The sequence below is a fragment of the Flavobacterium sp. 1355 genome, assembly GCF_017833415.1.
Classification (GTDB): Bacteria; Bacteroidota; Bacteroidia; order Flavobacteriales; family Flavobacteriaceae; genus Flavobacterium.
Genome location: NZ_JAFICC010000021.1, coordinates 30,752 through 48,395 on the forward strand (window position 1 = coordinate 30,752; position 17,644 = coordinate 48,395).

A 17,644-nucleotide genomic window follows, 5' to 3' on the forward strand; every position below is an offset into this window, starting at 1 on the left:
AAAATGTATTAAATGAAAAAAATAATAATTGCAGTTTTACTTCTCTTTGCTTTGCAAAGCTGTAATGATAACCAAAAAACAAATACCGAAGCTCTTAAAAACAAAGAAATAAGTGATTTGTCGATTTACAATTTACCTTCTGAATGGACTACACAAGATGGAAAAAACATTGAACTAAAAAGCCTTAACGGAAATGTACTTGTGATGGTCATGATTTATACTTCCTGCAAATCTGCCTGTCCCCGATTGGTGGCCGATATGAGAAATATTGAGGCAAAGCTGAATAAAAAAACTAAAAAAAATGTCAAACTTATTTTGGTAAGCATTGATCCTGTTACAGATACTCCTCAGAAACTTAAGTCATTTGCGATTGCTAACAAAATGGACAATGATCCCTGGCTTTTTTTAAGATCAACAGAAGATAATACCCGTGAATTTGCCGCTATTCTGGCTGTCAATTACAAACAAATTTCTCCAATGGAATTTTCGCATTCTAATATCATTAGTGTCTTTAATCCAAAAGGAGAATTAATATACCAACAGGAAGGTTTGGGAGTAAATAATGACCAGACTGTTAATAAAATAAATGAAGAGGCAGCAAAAATTTAAATAGGTTGATTAGGTGAAAAACAGGGGGAGATTTTGATTAATCGAGCCTTGTTTTTGTTTTTAACACTGAAATCAAAATTAATAATAACCCGGCAACAAGAAAGATACTGGCGCCAAAAATTGCTTCGTAATAGCCAAAAAGTAATCCTTTACCCAGGAAATAGAATATTCCCTGAAGAAATAAAAGAATCTCAGTAATACAATACCCGCAGAAAAAATACTTTATTCCTATTTTTAATAAATAAGCTTTTCGCGGAAGGAGATTATTGTGAAGTAATATTCCAAACAAAAATCCGGTAATAATTCCGAGCGTTGTCAAATGGATAAATCCAATTACCCAATTTCTGATTTGATGGGAAACTTCGGCCAAATTTGGAAAAAGAACTATTAATTGTATCATTATCTTTAAAAATAAAGACCCTAATGCTAAAGCATAAACCATCCTGGTTACTGAATTGAAAGTGGCTATAAATTGATTTATCTGAGGCCGAAGCATTTGATAGAAAAAGACAAAAGAAATTAACTCTAATAAAACGCCAAAAGTATTTAAACGCTCAAAAATCTGATTTTTTACAAACCAGCTTATCGGAAATGCCAGAGTAAAGATTGTTCCTAAAATCAACAATACAATGAAGATTCTGAACTTCTTTAATTCAATTTTATTTTTAAACTGTTTTATAAACAAAGCCAAAACCGCAAATAAAAACCAGCCATTAAATTGAAAATGAAGAAAAAACTGAATAGCAATCTGATAAAAAGCACTTTGTTTTCCTAACATATTAAGCGCTGGTCCCAAACACCAGACTCCAAATGTTGACAAAATCAAAAATAAAATTGAAGCTATTAATAATTTTTCAGGAGCATTTTTATTTTTTGGACAATCTCTCCAAACCAGCCAGCAAAAAACATAACTCAATAAAATATGCAGTGTAGAAAATACAATAGAAAACAAAGCATATCCCTGAATTGGAAAACTTATCATCATCCCGATAACTGCAAATTCAGTTGTCCAGAATAATTGATTGTAAATTGGTTTATCGCTTTTTTCTTTCGGGATAAAAAAATGAACGATTAAAACATACATCATCAGGTAAGCCCAACCCAGCATTGCAACGTGGGAATGCGCATGAAGCAAATACATATAATTGATGCCTTTGAGAGGAAATAAATAGATAAAACGCATCAATAATCCCATACTTGCGGCAACAACAAAATTAAAAAGACAACAAATTATCCAGCTTCTTTGTGAGTTTATCTTAATCAATACTTTCATTTCTTACCATTAAAAATGCACCAACAGTTATCAATTTTAATTTGATTCTGTTGGTGCATTCATTTTTAAAATTATTTTTTATGCAAACTCTTTTTCTAAAATTACTGCTTTGGGAAAAAGAATATTATTCTCTAAATGAATGTGTTTGTGCAAATCCTGCTCAAATTCCTGCAGCATGGCAAACGCTACTTTATAAGTGGTACAACCATCTGCGGGAGGAGTATAATTATTAGTAAGATTTGCAATTTCACGAAAACGGTCACCTTCATTGTCATGTTCCTGCATCATCATTGCGATTGGATTAGAAACTGTACCAAAAGAAGGTTGTAACAAAATACCTTTTGATTCTTTGGTTTTTACCATTCTCTTAATGAAAGGAAACAACATTAATTCTTCTTTTTTCATGTGCTGGGACAATTCTCCTGCACCCGCTGCAAACAATTCGTTTATTTTAAACAACTCAGGATGATTTGCTCCGTGCACGCTGCATAATTTATTCAAAAACTGCAGAATAATTCCTGTTTTTTCTTCAACATAGCGATGATGCGTTTTCTCGATATAATCAACCAATAAATCTAATGGCCACGAATTAAAATCTATACCGTTATTATTTTCTGACTGCAAAACATCGTATACATTTTGAAGCAAAGTATCTGAATCAATATCTTGTTTTTCGCAAACTTCATTGATTGTTCTGTTTCCTTTGCAGCAAAAATCAATTTGATATTTTGAAAACACAGCTGCTGTTCTAAAATCCTGAGCTACAAATGCCCCAATAGTTTTATCTTTTAAATTTTCCATATTATTTAAATTAAATTATTAATTCCTTATCAATAAAAGACAAAATTATCTTTTATTGTATTATAAAAAAACTCTGATACCCAAAAGCATCAGAGTTCATATTTACTCTACAATTAGTACACCTTTCATCATAGAAACATGGCCTGGAAAAGTACATAAAAAATTATAAGTCCCTTTTTTGTCTACAGTAAATTCTATTGTATCTTCTTCTCCTCCACCAAGCAATTTAGTGTGAGCAACAATTGATGCTTTTTCTGAAGCCGGAATATAATCTGTGTCTTTTGCGTTTATTGCTTTTGCGGCAAAAGCTGCTTCGTCTGTACCTTCCTGCAAAATAACCAAATTATGCCCCATTGCTTCTTTCGGGATTTTACCCACGTGCTTTAAAGTCAGCTTAATTGGTTTTCCGGCTTCGGCTCTTAATTCATTGGTGCTAAATTGCATTTGATCATTTCCTTCAATAACCAAAACATTACTTACGGCAGCTTTTTGCCCTTCCTCAGATGGTGTTTCTGTTACCTGTGGTTCTTCAATTGTTGTGGTTTCTTTTTTTCCGCATGAAGTAATAGCTAAAGTCCCCATTAGCATTATCATTGAAATTTTGGCTTTTTTATTCATTATTATATATTTAGTTTATAAAAATTTTATTCCTTTATATTTGGTATTTTCAGATAAAAATCACCGGCATTTACGCCCGTAGCAAGCTGTTCGAGAGTGGTATTGGTCAACATTGCCAAAAGCAATTCACGTATTTTTTTAAATTCATTATGAACAGGACAAGGCTGTATCTCAGAACATTCTTTTAACCCAATTCCACAACCTTTATATATATTGTTTCCGTCGATTGCATCAACAATCTGAATTAGTTTTATAGATTTCACAGCTTCATTAGAAACTTCAAATCCACCACCCACTCCTTTGGCCGAAGCGATAATCCCGTTTTTGGTCAAAATCTGCATGATTTTGGCAGTAAAAGGTTCTGGCGAATCAATTTCTTTGGCCACATCTTTTATTCCTACCCGAATTCCTTCTGATGATTTGGTGGCTATAAATATAGAAGCCCGAATGCCATACTCGCACGCTTTTGAAAACATATATACAATGATTAAATTCTATACAAATATATTTAAATTGCAATTAAAGACAAAATTATCTTTAATTAATTTTCATAAAGAAACACTTATTTATAAACAGAATAATTTATACAATGCAAATAATAAAACCAATTTTAGTTTTACCTTTGGAAGTATGTAAATTTTTAATATCCTAATATGCCTTTAAGCAACTCAAAAGATTTAAAATTAGCTGTTCTCATCGATGCCGATAATGTACCTTATAGTAATGTAAAAGGTATGATGGAAGAAATAACAAAATTTGGAACTCCGACCACTAAACGCATTTATGCCGACTGGACGAAACCGAATTCTAACGGATGGAAAGGTGTTTTGCTGGAACATGCAATTACTCCTATACAGCAATATAGTTATACAGTTGGCAAAAACTCATCAGATTCTGCATTAATTATTGATGCTATGGATTTGCTTTATTCAGGTAAACTGGATGGTTTTTGTATTGTATCAAGTGATAGCGATTTTACACGATTAGCAATAAGGCTTAGAGAATCGGGAATGAAGGTTATCGGTATTGGAGAAAAGAAAACTCCAAACTCTTTTATTGTTGCCTGTGACCGATTTATCTACATCGAAGTTCTGGATGGTGCTATACAGAAAAAGAAGATAAAAACTGCAGATGTAAAAAAACCTGTTGAAAAACCTGCTGAAAAAGCATTGCATAAAATTGACAAACAAACTATTGAGCTTATTGAAGCTACAATTGAAGATATTGAAGATGACGACGGCTGGGCATTTCTGGGTGATGTAGGAAATTTGATCGTAAAGAAAAAACCCGAATTTGATCCGCGAAATTATGGTTTTTCTAAACTTACACCAATGCTCAAATCATTAACTGATATTCTGGAAATCGACGAAAGGGAATCAGATAAAAAAGGAATCAAACACGTTTACGTTCGCTTGAGATACAATTAATTTCAAATTTATTACCTATTTAATTTTTTTAAAAAACATGAGAAAGAAATTCTTTATTTACGGATTCTTATTGTTTCTAATTGTTGCCGCAGTTTATTATTATTCAGGACGCGGTTTTTTACTTGTTATTGTTTTACCTATTTTATTGGTGGTTGGTGTTTATAACGCAATTCAGAAAAAACATGCCATCCTGCGAAACTTTCCGGTTTTAGGCTATTTCAGATATTTATTTGAAATGATCGCTCCCGAAATCCAACAGTATTTTATTGAAAGATCTACAGACGGAAAACCTTTTTCCAGAAATCAACGCTCTCTGGTTTATCAAAGAGCAAAAAATATTGATTCAAGCACACCTTTTGGAACCCAGCAAAACCTAAACCATGATGGTTATGAAGGGATTAAACATTCTATTTTTCCGGCAAAAGTAAATGAAGAGCTGCCTCGTGTATTAGTGGGCGGAAAAGATTGCAGGCAGCCTTATCTGGCGTCTTTATTTAATGTTTCGGCAATGAGTTTTGGTTCGCTAAGCGAAAACGCGGTTCGTGCCATAAACATTGGTGCAAAAAAAGGAAATTTTTATCAAAATACAGGAGAAGGCGGTTTAACAGAGTTTCATCTTGCCGGCGGTGGCGATATTACATGGCAGATTGGTACAGGATATTTTGGATGCCGTGATGCAGAAGGAAATTTTAGCCCTGATAAATTCTCAGAAAAAGCAAATCTTCCTAATGTAAAAATGATCGAAATTAAACTTTCGCAAGGTGCCAAACCTGGTCATGGCGGGGTACTTCCAGCTGCTAAAAACACAGAGTTTATTGCCAAGATAAGAGGGGTTGAACCACATACTATGATTCTTTCTCCTCCTGGTCATACTGCCTTTTCTGATTCAAAAGGATTAATTTACTTCATTAAACAATTGCGTGAGCTGTCAAACGGAAAACCAATCGGATTTAAATTATGTATTGGAAATACAGCCGAATTTGAGGCTCTTTGCCACGAAATGATTGCAGAGGACATTTATCCTGATTTTATAACGGTTGACGGGGCCGAAGGAGGAACCGGAGCTGCTCCTTTGGAATTTGCAGATGGTGTTGGAATGCCTTTTGAACCTGCCCTGATTTTTGTAAATAAGACTTTGATCGGATTAAATATCCGGGACAAAATACGCATTATAGGTAGTGGAAAAATAATTTCAGGTTATTCTATTCTGCATGCCGTTGCACTGGGTGCAGATATGTGTAACAGTGCCCGTGGTTTTATGTTTTCTTTAGGCTGCATTCAGGCGCTGCGTTGTCACAATAACGAGTGTCCGACCGGAGTTGCAACGCAAAACAAAATGCTTATGAAAGGTTTGGTTGTAACAGATAAATCGGAGCGTGTCTACCATTTTCATAAAAACACATTGCATGCTGCAAATGAGCTTCTGGCTGCCGCAGGAAAGAAAAGCTTCGCCGATGTAGATGTTAATATATTCATGCGAGGAGATGAATTTACTAATTTATCAGAATTATATTTTCCTGATAATTTAAAAAATGTTACCAAAAGAAACTAAATAAATCAGCCTCTTTGTTAATTCAAAGAGGCTGATATTTTTTATCAAAAGGTGATTACTTTTTTTCCTTCATATTTTGAGAAAGGAAAAGTATAGCCCTAATTTTTAGTTTATCAATTGGAAGTACGCTGCTTTCAAATTCATAAAAAGTGTGGATTCCGTCATCCCTAAGACATAAGGCATAACCGTTATATCTTTTATCTTCCCTGGTTATTTTGTATGACACCGTTTTGACCTCTCCTATAGTACTTTCTACTTTATATTTTTGAAGATTGCTATCACTTTTTAATTGTTTAAAACTTTGTTCAATATCCTCTTTCGATTCAAAATCATGGATAAAAATATTCAAATTATCCGGCGATTTAAATGCAATTCTTAGTAACTCATCATGATTATTCTGGATATAATAGTCCTTTGGTATTTTCATCTGACCGTCCAAAGCTATATAAACCAGTGAATCTTTTTTTACTTTTACAATTCCATGGTTCAATTTTTGCAAAACCGACAAACTATCAAGAGCCTTATAATCAAAATATAACATCTTCGTTGAAATTATTCTTTCAAGAGTTTTTTGTCTTTCAAGACTTTCCTTCATAATTGCCTGAGATTCTTCAAAGCTTTTTTTAAGATCAAGATTAGACGAATTAGAACTAGTATTAGAACAAGTGTACAATAACCTGATAAACAAAAAAACGGGAACAATAAAACCTAAGACAGTTTTCCATGCTGGTCTGTCATCCATGATTACTTCAGGTCTTTTTCGGTCAGGATAATATCATTTACAAGTTGTCCTTTGGTATCCTGATAAATGTATTTTATTGTTGTTATTCCGTAACGTTTGATAGAACCGATAATATTTTTTAAATCACTGCTTCTCAAAATATTTTCTTTCATCAAAACTTTTGCTCCGTCCCCTTTAAGAATTTCCGAATACTGTTTTGGTACTTCAATCTTATAAACAAGTTCGTTTTTATCGCTAATATCAATTTTTAATACTTTTGTTCCGTCTTCATTTACGATTGGCATATTTTGATTCATCAATGCAAGCATTTGCTGGATTTCACTGCCAGAATCAGAATCTGTGTTTTCTTTATTTAAAGAATTGGCACTGCTTTTAGCCATTAATTTTTTTAATTCTTCACGATCAACTATTAATTCAGCAAGAACAGTACTGTTGTTTGCCAGAAAATATATTTCGAATGTGACACCTTCATTAATTAGTTCTACCGAAGCAGGATCTTTTCTCATTGTTTCACCAAGAAAAGCAGGAAACATGTCCTTATAAATAGATTTGTTTGATGCACTTTGATCTAAATTGGTATCAATTCTTATTTCGATTTTATTATCCTGCAAAAGTGCTTTTGCACTTGTATGGGTAATAACTTCGTCCTGCATCAGGGAAGTAGAATTATTATAAGAGTTTACATAATCCTGCATTTTTTGTTTAGTGTTTTTACAACTTACTAAAAACAATGCGATAGTAATTGCAAAAGAGATTTGAGTAATTTTTTTAATCATAATTTTAGATTTATTAGGTAGAATTTTACAACAAACATACTTTATTGATAGCTGCAAAACAAAATAATTAGTATTCTTAACGAAAAGAAAACAGCCTCTTCTATACTAGAGCAAAGAGGCTGCTTTTATTAAAATTTACTATACAGTCTTTTTTAGGTTAAAGTTTTGCAGTTTCTTTATTTTGTGGAGAACTGTTTGTGTTTTCTAAAACCGCCAATTCTTCTTTGTCAATAAAGTGTTGGGCAAAAATTGTATTGTTATTGGCCAAAAAGTAAACATCGAAAGCCACTCCTTCTTCGATTAATGTTTTGGAAATCTGGTCTTTCTTAATCATTTCAGATAATAAACCAGGAAATCTTTTACCTGCAGCAAGTTTGTTTGTTTCATTTTGCTCTAAGTCAGTTAAAATTCTGATCTCAATTTTGCTCGCGGCCAAAAATCCTTTTGCTGTAGTACCGGTAATATTGTCGCCTTTAAATTGTTCAGCAGAGCTGTTGTACACATTTACATGTTTCTGGATCTTTTGTTTCGTGTTTTGACAGCTTATAAGTAAAAGCTGAACGACGATAACCAATAAAATCTTAGCGTAATTTTTTCTCATAGGTTTTTTGTTTTTGGTTTAGGTTAATAGATTTTGTTGTCTCAAACATAAGTTTTTTTCATGTCATTTCCTATACCTAAACAGGGAATAATTTACTGATAACCATTTGATTAAATACTATTTACCTTATTTCAAAAAACTATTGTTTTGTAAGAATTTTAACAAGACCTGATTTCAAAATGAAAGCGGTTTATTAACTTTTTGGCATAAAAAAAGGTTCTTTGTTTTTTAAGAACCTTTTTAATGTATTATTTTAATTTTTGAAGTCTCAAAAGAGCCTCCAAATAATAATAATCTGCATAATTTATAGAGCAATCTATTTCACTTCCAGCTGGTTTGTGTCCGGTAGCATGTAATAAAAATGCCGAATTTGCATCACGGCTTTGATAATGATCTGAAAGTGAAACAATCATTTTTTTTGCTTTTGTCTGATATTCATTTTTTAAAGCCTTGTCTTTGGTAAAAGAACTCAATTCTATAAGTGCAGAAGAAACAATTGCAGCTGCAGAAGCATCTCTGGGAGCATTTGGTATATCAGGAGCATTAAAATCCCAATACGGAATTAAATCTTCTGTTGTTAATTTATCTAAATAAACACGCGACAATTTATGGGCAAAATCTAAAAATTTTGGATCTTTGGTTTCCCTGTAAACCATGGTAAACCCATAAATAGCCCAAGCCTGGCCCCTCGCCCACATACTTTCGTCACTGTAGCCCTGCGCAGTAATTCCTTTTATCTTCTTGCCGGTTTCATAATCATAAATCAAAACATGATAAGAAGAGTAATCTGCTCTAAAATGATTATTCATGGTGGTTTCTGCATGTTTTACTGCAATATCATATAGCTTTTTATTTTCTCCGTTTTTAGAAGCCCAAAATAATAGCTCCAAATTCATCATATTATCGATGATCGTATTATGACCACCATATTTATTGTGCGGCCAGGATAAAATGGTACCCACCTTTGGATTGAAAAGTGTTGCGAGAGTATCGGCTGTTTTCAATATAATTTCTTTGTATTCGGGATTTTTGGTTAATCGATACCCGTTTCCAAAACTATTGAATATCTGAAAACCCAAATCGTGATCATTGGCTTTGCTAACAGACAAAGGTGTTAAAAACCGGCTAAACTTATCAGCTTCTTTTTCCCATTTTTTGTCTCCTGTTGCCTCGCATAAATACCATAATTCTCCCGGCCAGAAACCGCTTGTCCAGTCTTTATAATTTACAAATTTCCATTCTTTACTTCCGTTGGGAACTGTTCTTGGAGAAGTCCCGTCATTTGGAATTACTTTTAACGTTTTTGTTGCTTGTTCTGCACAATATTGCAGTTGTTTATCGATACTAAACGAAACTTTTTTTTGAGCATAATTTTGATTTACAGCCAGAAACAAGGTCAAAGTAATCAAAACAGAAATTTTTGTCATCATGTGATTAAAAATAGAAGTTGATAGAACTGATAAATTTATAAAATAAAGTAAACCTATTCGAATCTTTGTATTTTTGTTGACCTAAAAAGTACAAATGTTTCTATTTGAAAAGGGTTTGAACAAACTCAGGCTCCAATATTTCATTTTATTTCTCTCTACAATTTTTCTTGGAATTCTTTCCAGAAAAATTTCATTTGTTCCTTTGTATACAGGTGATTTTCTGTATGCTGTTATGATTTATTTTTTGGTTAGAATACTATTTCCCCTTAAAAAATCTACGTCGATATTATTTCTGTCTTTATTGATTTGTTACACAATTGAGTTTCTGCAGCTTTACCAAGGCAACTGGATGATCGAACTTAGAAAAACACTTTTTGGAAGATATGTTCTGGGACAAGGTTTTCTTTGGAGTGATATTCTGGCTTATACTTTTGGAATTGCAGTTGTTTTTAGTATTGAAAAAAATTATTCTAAAACACCGGAATATCACATCTTAGGATAGCCGTACTTGATAAAACTAAAAATTTTACAAGAAATTGCGAATACGCTAATCAAGCGAAAGTTCTGAGCCAATCCTGTCAAAATGCAAATTCCAAAAAGAATTCTAAATTTGTGTTTTTAAAATAATCTCTCTTAAATACATCACTATGCAACTTGTTTTCGCTTCTAATAATTTAAATAAAATCAAAGAAATTCAAAGTATTCTAAAGGGTTCCATTTCGTTACTAAGCCTGTCTGATATTGGCTGCCACGAAGAAATTCCGGAAACAGCTGACACTATTGAGGGGAATGCTATTTTGAAAGCCAATTATGTAACGGAAAAATATGGTTATGATTGTTTCGCAGATGATACAGGACTGGAGGTTAAGGCATTAAATGGCGCTCCAGGTGTATATTCTGCACGTTATGCAGGTGAGCAAAAAAATGCCGACGATAATATGAACAAACTTTTGGAGGCTCTAAAAGACCAATCAGACAGAAGTGCACAATTTAAGACTGTAATTGCTTTGAATATAAAAGGCAGACAACATTTGTTTACGGGAATTGCAAAAGGAGAAATTACTTTTGATAAAACTGGAAATCACGGCTTTGGATACGATCCTGTCTTTTTGCCTGAAACTTATAACGAAACATTTGCAGAACTATCTTCAGAAATAAAAAATAAAATTAGTCATCGCGCCAAGGCAACCCAGCAACTAATTGATTTTCTGAACTCCACAAAATAATTGTTTAAAATACAACATTTTAGGAGGCAAAATTGATATTTCATGACGCTTTTTTTTTCAAAATTATTCAATTTGCAGTAAAAATGATTTTACATTAAAGATAACATTTTGATAATCAAATCATAAGAAATAGATAATTCTTAAAATACCATTAGTTTATCTGAATAATTAACAGTAATTTTGCACCCTATTTTAAAAATACATATGAATAAATTTGAACAATTAGGATTGAATGAATCGTTACTGAAGGCGATTTTAGATCTAGGATTTGAGAATCCGTCAGAAGTACAGGAGAAAGCGATTCCCCTATTATTGGAAAAAGATACAGATATGGTTGCGTTGGCTCAGACAGGGACAGGGAAAACGGCAGCTTTCGGTTTTCCGCTAATTCAAAAAATTGATGCTGACAATAGAAACACACAAGCATTAGTTTTATCGCCAACACGAGAACTTTGTTTACAGATTACCAACGAACTTAAAAACTACGCAAAATACGAGAAAGGTATCAATGTGGTAGCAGTTTACGGCGGGGCTAGTATTACAGAGCAAGCTAGGGACATTAAGAGAGGAGCACAAATTATTGTGGCTACTCCGGGAAGAATGCAAGACATGATCAACAGAGGTTTGGTTAACATTAAAAATATAGATTACTGTATTCTTGATGAGGCTGACGAAATGTTAAACATGGGATTTTATGAGGATATCGTATCAATTTTATCTGATACTCCTGATCAAAAAAGTACATGGTTGTTCTCTGCAACTATGCCACAAGAGGTTGCCAGAATTGCAAAACAATTTATGAGCGACCCTGTTGAAATTACTGTTGGAGCTAAGAACTCTGGTTCTGCAACAGTTTCTCACGAATTTTACTTAGTAAACGCTCGTGATCGTTACGAAGCTTTAAAACGTTTAGCCGATGCTAACCCGGACATTTTCTCTGTGGTTTTCTGTCGTACTAAAAGAGATACTCAGGCTGTAGCCGAAAAATTAATTGAAGATGGATACAGTGCTGCTGCATTGCACGGAGATTTGTCTCAGGCGCAACGTGATGGTGTAATGAAATCTTTCCGTGGAAGACAAATTCAGATGCTTGTTGCAACTGACGTTGCTGCACGTGGTATTGACGTTGATAATATTACTCACGTAGTAAATTACCAACTTCCTGACGAGATTGAAACGTACAATCACCGTTCTGGACGTACTGGTAGAGCCGGAAAATTAGGAACTTCTATTGTAATTGTTACAAAAAGTGAGTTGCGTAAAATTTCTTCTATCGAAAGAATCATCAAACAAAAATTCGAAGAAAAAACGATCCCGTCTGGAATTGAGATCTGCGAAATTCAATTATTGCACTTAGCAACAAAAATTAAAGATACTGAAGTTGATCACGAAATTGACAACTATTTACCAGCAATCAATAACGTTCTTGAAGGTTTATCAAAAGAAGAACTGATCAAGAAAATGGTTTCAGTAGAATTTAACCGTTTTATTGCTTACTACAAAAAGAACAGAGATATATCTGCTCAATCTGGAGAAAGACGCGAAAGAACTGATTCTGAACCAAGAGAATTCAATAATAACGGAGCAGTTCGTTATTTTGTAAACATCGGTTCAAGAGATAATTTCGATTGGATGACTCTTAAGGATTATTTGAAAGAGACATTAGACTTAGGTCGTGATGACGTTTTCAAAGTAGATGTAAAAGAAGGTTTCTCTTTCTTTAACACTGATCCTGAACATACTGACAAAGTTATGGAAGTATTAAACAACGTACAATTAGAAGGACGTCGTATTAATGTTGAAATTTCTAAAAATGACGGTGGCGGAAGACGTGACCATAACGGACGTTCTGGTGGCGGAAGAAGTTCTGGCGGACCAAGAAGAGAAGGAAATTTTGCTCCAAGACGTGAAGGTTCTGGAGGTGGTTTCAGAAGCGACAGAAGCTCAGCTCCAAGAGAAGGCGGTTTTAGAAGCGACAGAAATTCATCTGCTCCAAAAAGAGAAGGTGGTTTTAGAAGTTCGGCTCCAAGAAGCGAAGGAAGTTCAGACAGAGCTCCAAGACGTTCTGAAAGCTTTGGTGATTCACCAAGACCAAGAAGACCAAGAAGAGACTAATAAGTCAATATCTTAAAATACAAAATCCCAAATTCCAGACATACTTGGAATTTGGGATTTTTTTTATATAAAACGTTCTTCTGAATGACGTGTCCTGTAATTCAAACAAAATTTAAATCTCCTTAATCCTTTTTACTTCAATACTAAAAGCAGCATATCCTGCTTTGTTAATTTTCTGATAATTATATTCGGAGACTGCGAAATATTTAATCCTGATTTACTACTTTTAGTGCTTTAAATCAGGATATGAAATATTTCGCAGTTTTCTTTTTCATGCTATTCTCTACAATTGGCTTTTCACAAGACATAGAGACAACAGTTCCACAAAGAGTTTCAGGTTACATTATCAACGACAACAGTAAACAACCTTTATCTGGCGTAAATGTCATTAATACCAATAAAGTACGAGGAGCAAGATCTGATGAAAAAGGATATTTTGAAATTGATGTACAAGTAAATGATACACTACATTTCTCCATCTTAGGATTTCAATCGCTAAGAATCAGAGTAACAAATGACTGGATAAAAAACAAAGTAACCAGAATTCAGCTTACTGAAAAAGCAATTGCATTAGAAGAAGTTGTTATTGCTCCTTTTAACCTTACAGGTTATCTTGAAGTCGATTCTAAGCTAATTCCAACTAAAGAAAATTACCGTTACAGTATTTCCGGCCTTACGCAAGGTTATGAAGCAGGAGAATATTCTCCAAATGCTTTTGGAAAAGTGCTGGGGTCTATTTTTAATCCTGCAGACGTCCTTTATGGTTTTTTTGGTAAAAACGGAAAAGAGCTCAAGAAACTAAAGGAAATGAAAAAAGATGATACCGTGAGAAACTTACTTGAATCTAAATACGACCGCGAAACCGTTGCTGTACTATTAGGAATAAGCAAAGATGAGATTCCTGAAATTATGCACCGCTGTAACTATTCAGATTCTTTTATCCAAACAGCAAACGATTTGCAGATTATGGATGCTATCAGTGCCTGTTATGAACAATATAAAGTACTAAAACGTAATTAATTATTATTTTTAAATAAAAATCAAGGTCCTCATTTACTATTAGTAATTGAGGATTTTTGTTTTAAAACCATCCATCAAGCCAAAAACGAAAAATTATGAATACAATACCTTTTCAAACTATCGATTGGAGTCAAATTGAAAAAACAGAACATTCAGGAGAAACCGGAATTGCTTATTGGCAAACACTACAATTAAGCAGTTTACGAATTCGAAAAGTTACTTACTCTGAAAACTATATTGCAGATCATTGGTGCCAAAAAGGACATATTGTACATTGTCTGGAAGGAGAATTTATCAGCGAATTAGAGGATGGTCAAAAATTTACACTTTCAAAAGGAATGACGTATGTAGTTTCTGATGATGCAAGCTCTCACCGTTCTATCACTACAAAAGGTGTAGAGCTGTTAATCATTGATGGTGACTTTTTAAAGTAATATTCTAAACAAAATCAGAATATTATAGTTATATTTACTTATATCAAAAAAAGAAATAACTAAATTTAAATATCATGGCAAAGAGTCAAGACGCTAAAAAAACGGTTAAAAAAGAACCGTTGAAAACAGCTAAAGAAAAGAAAGAAGAAAAAAGAGAAAAGAAAAATTCTCCTAAAAGAGATTAAAATCTCAGTTTTACAGTCTCAGTTTGCAGTTTTTTGAAACTGAATACTGAGACTGTGACTGAACAATAAAATTATTTTACCGGAATATTCGAAAGAATTTCCAAAACAAATTTCCAATATTTCTGAGCTGATGAGATACTTGCTCTCTCATCCGGAGAATGCGCTCCGTGAATTGTCGGCCCAAAAGAAATCATATCCATATCCGGATAATTGGTTCCCAGGATTCCACATTCTAAACCTGCATGACAAGCCACAACCTTAGGTTTTTCATTATTTTGTTTTTCGTAAATATCTTTTAAAACTTCTAATATTTCAGAATTTACATTTGGTGTCCAGCCAGGATAGGAACCAGCAAGCTCAACCTCACAGCCAACCAATTCAAAAGCAGAACGTAATGAGTTAGCCAAATCAAATTTTGAACTTTCAATAGATGAACGCGTTAAACAGCCTACCAGGATTTCGCCATCTTTTACAATTACTCTGGCTATATTATTTGAAGTTTCTACCAAATCATCCATATCAGCACTCATTCGGTAAACTCCGTTGTGAGCGGCATAAATTGCTCTTATAATACCTTCCTGAACACCTAAATCCATTACTTTTTCCGGCAAATCAGATTTTATGATCTCGATAGAAAGATTTGGTTCTGTTGTTTTATATTCAGCTTTGATATCATTGATAATTTCCTGCATATCAAAAATGTAAGCTTCATCAAACATTTCAGAAATAATCACTTTTGCAACACTTTCTCTCGGAATTGCGTTTCGTAAGCTTCCGCCATTAATTTCAGCAACCTGTAAACCAAAGTTTTCAAAAGCATCAAACAACAAACGGTTCATAATCTTATTAGCATTTCCTAAACCTTTATGAATATCCATTCCCGAATGACCTCCATTAAGACCTTTTACGGTAATAATATATCCAACAGAACCTTCCGGAACTTCTTCTTCATGATAAGTCCTTGTAGCTGTTACATCAATTCCGCCTGCGCAACCTATATCAATTTCATCATCTTCTTCTGTATCAAGGTTTAATAAAATCTGCCCCTGAAGAATTCCGCCTTTCAAATTTAAAGCACCAGTCATTCCGGTTTCTTCATCAATCGTAAATAATGCTTCAATTGCAGGATGCGGTATATCTTTACTTTCTAAAATAGCCATAATTGTCGCCACTCCCAATCCATTGTCGGCTCCCAGCGTCGTACCGCGGGCACGAACCCAGTCTCCGTCAACATACATATCAATGCCTTGAGTATCGAAATCAAAAACGGTATCAGCATTCTTTTGGTGAACCATATCAAGATGTCCTTGCAAGACGATCGCTTTTCGATTTTCCATTCCCGGTGTTGCCGGTTTTCTGATGATTACGTTTCGGATATCGTCTTCAAAAGTTTCTAAACCTAAGCTGTTACCAAAGTTTTTCATAAACTCAATCACACGTTCTTCTTTCTTAGACGGACGCGGAACTGCGTTTAAATCTGCAAATTTATTCCAAAGTGCTTTTGGCTCCAGATTTCTTATTTCCTGACTCATTATATTTTGTTTGAAGTTTAACAATTAAGAGTTCCAAAGTTACAAAGTTTAAATTCTTTTTTGCCACAAATTTCCCGAATAAGTACTAATTATAATGGCTCTAAAATTTGATTATAGAAGATCCTATGTTTTATTAAATCAAAAAATTAGTGGAATTTGTGGCTAACTTTTTTTAATCAGTTAATATTGTATTTATATTTACGTATCTAAAAATTTAACTGTGAAACGAAAATATATTTTACCTCTCTTCCTTCTTGTTCAAATTATCTTTTTAAGAATACTGCCGTATTTTCCAGATTTTGTTGAAGGCTTTTACAGCAACAATTTATACAGCAGGATTTCGCATTTTTCCAGAGGCCTTTTAGGCAGAATTCCGTTTTCTGTAGGAGACTGTATTTATGCTGTTTTAATGATTTCTGTAATTAGCTGGCTTTGGAAAATCAGAAAAACATGGAAAACAGACTGGAAAGATCATCTTTTAAAAATGTTAGGCAAAATTTCTGTTTTTTACTTTTTCTTTCATCTCCTTTGGGCTTTTAATTATTATCGGGAACCTCTTTTTCAAAAGATGGAAATCAAACGGGAATATTCTGATGCCGATCTTTTAGCTTTTACAAAAAGATTAATTGTAAAAACGAACGAGATTCAACACCAGATTACAAAAAACGACACTGCGAGGATTGTTTTTCCGTATTATCAAAAAGAATCTTTTCAAATGATTTTAAACGGTTATGATAACTTAGCAAAAGAACACCCTTATTTTAAATACAAAGTTCTGAGTGTAAAAAAATCATTATTCAGTGTTCCCTTAACTTATATGGGATTTGGCGGTTATCTAAATCCGTTTACTAATGAGGCTCAGGTTAATGATTTGTTGCCTATGTACACTTTTCCACTGACTACAGCTCACGAAATGGCTCATCAGATTGGTTTTGCCAGCGAAAATGAATGCAATTTTATTGGCGTTTTAGCATCCGTTAAAAATGATAATTTGTATTATAAATATGCAGGATACAGCTTTACTTTGCGTTATTGCATGGGAATCTGGCAATATAAAAATGAAAGGGTCTTTAAGGGATTAAAAAAACAAATAAATACCGGTGTATTAAAAAATTATCAGGAAAGTCAGGATTTCTGGAAAAAATACGACACCTTTATTGATGAGGGTTTTCACTTTCTTTATGATAGTTTTTTAAAATCAAACAACCAGAAAGATGGCATGGAGAGTTATAGTAAATTTATAGATTTAACGTTGAATTATTATAAAACAAGAAAACTTTAGATCAACTGTAACAAAAATCAT

General features: G+C 33.4%; 18 protein-coding genes. 9 read left to right on the forward strand and 9 right to left on the reverse strand.

Annotated elements, in window-relative coordinates:
* The first annotated feature begins 12 nt into the window (after positions 1 to 12).
* Positions 13 to 609 carry an SCO family protein gene (locus JOD96_RS21215; RefSeq protein WP_209566238.1) on the forward strand — a complete coding sequence of 199 codons (597 nt, stop codon included), beginning with the start codon at positions 13 to 15 and terminating at the stop codon, positions 607 to 609.
* Between the two features lie 37 nt (positions 610 to 646).
* Here JOD96_RS21215 and JOD96_RS21220 read toward each other — a convergent pair whose 3' ends face one another.
* From JOD96_RS21220 to JOD96_RS21235, 4 genes are all read right to left on the reverse strand, one after another.
* Entirely contained in the window at positions 647 to 1,882 is a 1,236-nt protein-coding gene (locus tag JOD96_RS21220; RefSeq protein ID WP_209566239.1) for a hypothetical protein, read from the reverse strand.
* Positions 1,883 to 1,960: 78 nt separating this feature from the next.
* Complete coding sequence (ric, locus tag JOD96_RS21225) at positions 1,961 to 2,683, reverse strand: iron-sulfur cluster repair di-iron protein (RefSeq protein ID WP_209566240.1); 723 nt, start codon at positions 2,681 to 2,683, stop codon at positions 1,961 to 1,963.
* 102 nt (positions 2,684 to 2,785) lie between these two features.
* On the reverse strand, positions 2,786 to 3,301 hold the full coding sequence (azu, locus tag JOD96_RS21230) for an azurin (protein ID WP_209566241.1): 516 nt from the start codon (positions 3,299 to 3,301) through the stop codon (positions 2,786 to 2,788).
* Between the two features lie 26 nt (positions 3,302 to 3,327).
* Positions 3,328 to 3,777 (reverse strand): RrF2 family transcriptional regulator, encoded by a 450-nt coding sequence (locus JOD96_RS21235; protein WP_209566242.1) that lies wholly within the window; start codon positions 3,775 to 3,777, stop codon positions 3,328 to 3,330.
* A gap of 177 nt (positions 3,778 to 3,954) precedes the next feature.
* On the opposite strand from JOD96_RS21235, the gene JOD96_RS21240 reads away from it, so the two are divergent.
* Both JOD96_RS21240 and JOD96_RS21245 read left to right on the forward strand, forming a co-directional pair.
* Positions 3,955 to 4,728 (forward strand): NYN domain-containing protein, encoded by a 774-nt coding sequence (locus tag JOD96_RS21240; protein ID WP_209566243.1) that lies wholly within the window; start codon positions 3,955 to 3,957, stop codon positions 4,726 to 4,728.
* Positions 4,729 to 4,765: 37 nt separating this feature from the next.
* A complete protein-coding gene (locus JOD96_RS21245; protein WP_209566244.1) occupies positions 4,766 to 6,280 on the forward strand; it encodes an FMN-binding glutamate synthase family protein in 1,515 nt (504 codons plus the stop codon).
* A gap of 55 nt (positions 6,281 to 6,335) precedes the next feature.
* Here the strand turns inward: JOD96_RS21245 and JOD96_RS21250 are convergent, their stop codons facing one another.
* The 4 genes from JOD96_RS21250 to JOD96_RS21265 all read right to left on the reverse strand — a co-directional run bounded on the left by JOD96_RS21250 (position 6,336) and on the right by JOD96_RS21265 (position 9,829).
* Positions 6,336 to 7,022 (reverse strand): hypothetical protein, encoded by a 687-nt coding sequence (locus tag JOD96_RS21250; RefSeq protein WP_209566245.1) that lies wholly within the window; start codon positions 7,020 to 7,022, stop codon positions 6,336 to 6,338.
* Between the two features lie 2 nt (positions 7,023 to 7,024).
* On the reverse strand, positions 7,025 to 7,798 hold the full coding sequence (locus tag JOD96_RS21255) for a hypothetical protein (RefSeq protein ID WP_209566246.1): 774 nt from the start codon (positions 7,796 to 7,798) through the stop codon (positions 7,025 to 7,027).
* A 157-nt stretch (positions 7,799 to 7,955) separates the two neighbouring features.
* Positions 7,956 to 8,399 carry a hypothetical protein gene (locus tag JOD96_RS21260; protein ID WP_209566247.1) on the reverse strand — a complete coding sequence of 148 codons (444 nt, stop codon included), beginning with the start codon at positions 8,397 to 8,399 and terminating at the stop codon, positions 7,956 to 7,958.
* Positions 8,400 to 8,647: 248 nt separating this feature from the next.
* On the reverse strand, positions 8,648 to 9,829 hold the full coding sequence (locus JOD96_RS21265; protein ID WP_245188473.1) for a glycoside hydrolase family 88 protein: 1,182 nt from the start codon (positions 9,827 to 9,829) through the stop codon (positions 8,648 to 8,650).
* A gap of 94 nt (positions 9,830 to 9,923) precedes the next feature.
* Here JOD96_RS21265 and JOD96_RS21270 point away from each other — a divergent pair, with 94 nt between their 5' ends.
* From JOD96_RS21270 to JOD96_RS21290, 5 genes are all read left to right on the forward strand, one after another.
* Positions 9,924 to 10,331: a DUF2809 domain-containing protein gene (locus JOD96_RS21270; protein WP_209566248.1), complete on the forward strand. Its 408-nt coding sequence runs from the start codon at positions 9,924 to 9,926 to the stop codon at positions 10,329 to 10,331.
* 145 nt (positions 10,332 to 10,476) lie between these two features.
* The gene (locus tag JOD96_RS21275) at positions 10,477 to 11,055 is read left to right on the forward strand and encodes a non-canonical purine NTP diphosphatase (protein WP_209566249.1); all 579 of its coding nucleotides are present in this window, start codon (positions 10,477 to 10,479) and stop codon (positions 11,053 to 11,055) included.
* Positions 11,056 to 11,259: 204 nt separating this feature from the next.
* Entirely contained in the window at positions 11,260 to 13,170 is a 1,911-nt protein-coding gene (locus JOD96_RS21280) for a DEAD/DEAH box helicase (RefSeq protein WP_209566250.1), read from the forward strand.
* A gap of 246 nt (positions 13,171 to 13,416) precedes the next feature.
* Entirely contained in the window at positions 13,417 to 14,190 is a 774-nt protein-coding gene (locus tag JOD96_RS21285) for a carboxypeptidase-like regulatory domain-containing protein (protein ID WP_209566251.1), read from the forward strand.
* 95 nt (positions 14,191 to 14,285) lie between these two features.
* Positions 14,286 to 14,624: a DHCW motif cupin fold protein gene (locus JOD96_RS21290; RefSeq protein WP_209566252.1), complete on the forward strand. Its 339-nt coding sequence runs from the start codon at positions 14,286 to 14,288 to the stop codon at positions 14,622 to 14,624.
* Positions 14,625 to 14,880: 256 nt separating this feature from the next.
* Here the strand turns inward: JOD96_RS21290 and JOD96_RS21295 are convergent, their stop codons facing one another.
* Complete coding sequence (locus JOD96_RS21295; protein WP_209566253.1) at positions 14,881 to 16,341, reverse strand: aminoacyl-histidine dipeptidase; 1,461 nt, start codon at positions 16,339 to 16,341, stop codon at positions 14,881 to 14,883.
* 220 nt (positions 16,342 to 16,561) lie between these two features.
* Between JOD96_RS21295 and JOD96_RS21300 the strand changes: the two genes are divergently transcribed.
* Positions 16,562 to 17,623 (forward strand): DUF3810 domain-containing protein, encoded by a 1,062-nt coding sequence (locus JOD96_RS21300; protein ID WP_209566254.1) that lies wholly within the window; start codon positions 16,562 to 16,564, stop codon positions 17,621 to 17,623.
* Positions 17,624 to 17,644: the final 21 nt, after the last annotated feature.

Coding starts and splice junctions, on each gene's coding strand:
- JOD96_RS21215 (WP_209566238.1), top strand. CDS start 13: ATGAAAAAAATAATAATTGCAGTTTTACTTCTCTTTGCTTTGCAAAGC.
- JOD96_RS21220 (WP_209566239.1), bottom strand. CDS start 1,882: ATGAAAGTATTGATTAAGATAAACTCACAAAGAAGCTGGATAATTTGT.
- ric (WP_209566240.1), bottom strand. CDS start 2,683: ATGGAAAATTTAAAAGATAAAACTATTGGGGCATTTGTAGCTCAGGAT.
- azu (WP_209566241.1), bottom strand. CDS start 3,301: ATGAATAAAAAAGCCAAAATTTCAATGATAATGCTAATGGGGACTTTA.
- JOD96_RS21235 (WP_209566242.1), bottom strand. CDS start 3,777: ATGTTTTCAAAAGCGTGCGAGTATGGCATTCGGGCTTCTATATTTATA.
- JOD96_RS21240 (WP_209566243.1), top strand. CDS start 3,955: ATGCCTTTAAGCAACTCAAAAGATTTAAAATTAGCTGTTCTCATCGAT.
- JOD96_RS21245 (WP_209566244.1), top strand. CDS start 4,766: ATGAGAAAGAAATTCTTTATTTACGGATTCTTATTGTTTCTAATTGTT.
- JOD96_RS21250 (WP_209566245.1), bottom strand. CDS start 7,022: ATGGATGACAGACCAGCATGGAAAACTGTCTTAGGTTTTATTGTTCCC.
- JOD96_RS21255 (WP_209566246.1), bottom strand. CDS start 7,798: ATGATTAAAAAAATTACTCAAATCTCTTTTGCAATTACTATCGCATTG.
- JOD96_RS21260 (WP_209566247.1), bottom strand. CDS start 8,399: ATGAGAAAAAATTACGCTAAGATTTTATTGGTTATCGTCGTTCAGCTT.
- JOD96_RS21265 (WP_245188473.1), bottom strand. CDS start 9,829: ATGATGACAAAAATTTCTGTTTTGATTACTTTGACCTTGTTTCTGGCT.
- JOD96_RS21270 (WP_209566248.1), top strand. CDS start 9,924: ATGTTTCTATTTGAAAAGGGTTTGAACAAACTCAGGCTCCAATATTTC.
- JOD96_RS21275 (WP_209566249.1), top strand. CDS start 10,477: ATGCAACTTGTTTTCGCTTCTAATAATTTAAATAAAATCAAAGAAATT.
- JOD96_RS21280 (WP_209566250.1), top strand. CDS start 11,260: ATGAATAAATTTGAACAATTAGGATTGAATGAATCGTTACTGAAGGCG.
- JOD96_RS21285 (WP_209566251.1), top strand. CDS start 13,417: ATGAAATATTTCGCAGTTTTCTTTTTCATGCTATTCTCTACAATTGGC.
- JOD96_RS21290 (WP_209566252.1), top strand. CDS start 14,286: ATGAATACAATACCTTTTCAAACTATCGATTGGAGTCAAATTGAAAAA.
- JOD96_RS21295 (WP_209566253.1), bottom strand. CDS start 16,341: ATGAGTCAGGAAATAAGAAATCTGGAGCCAAAAGCACTTTGGAATAAA.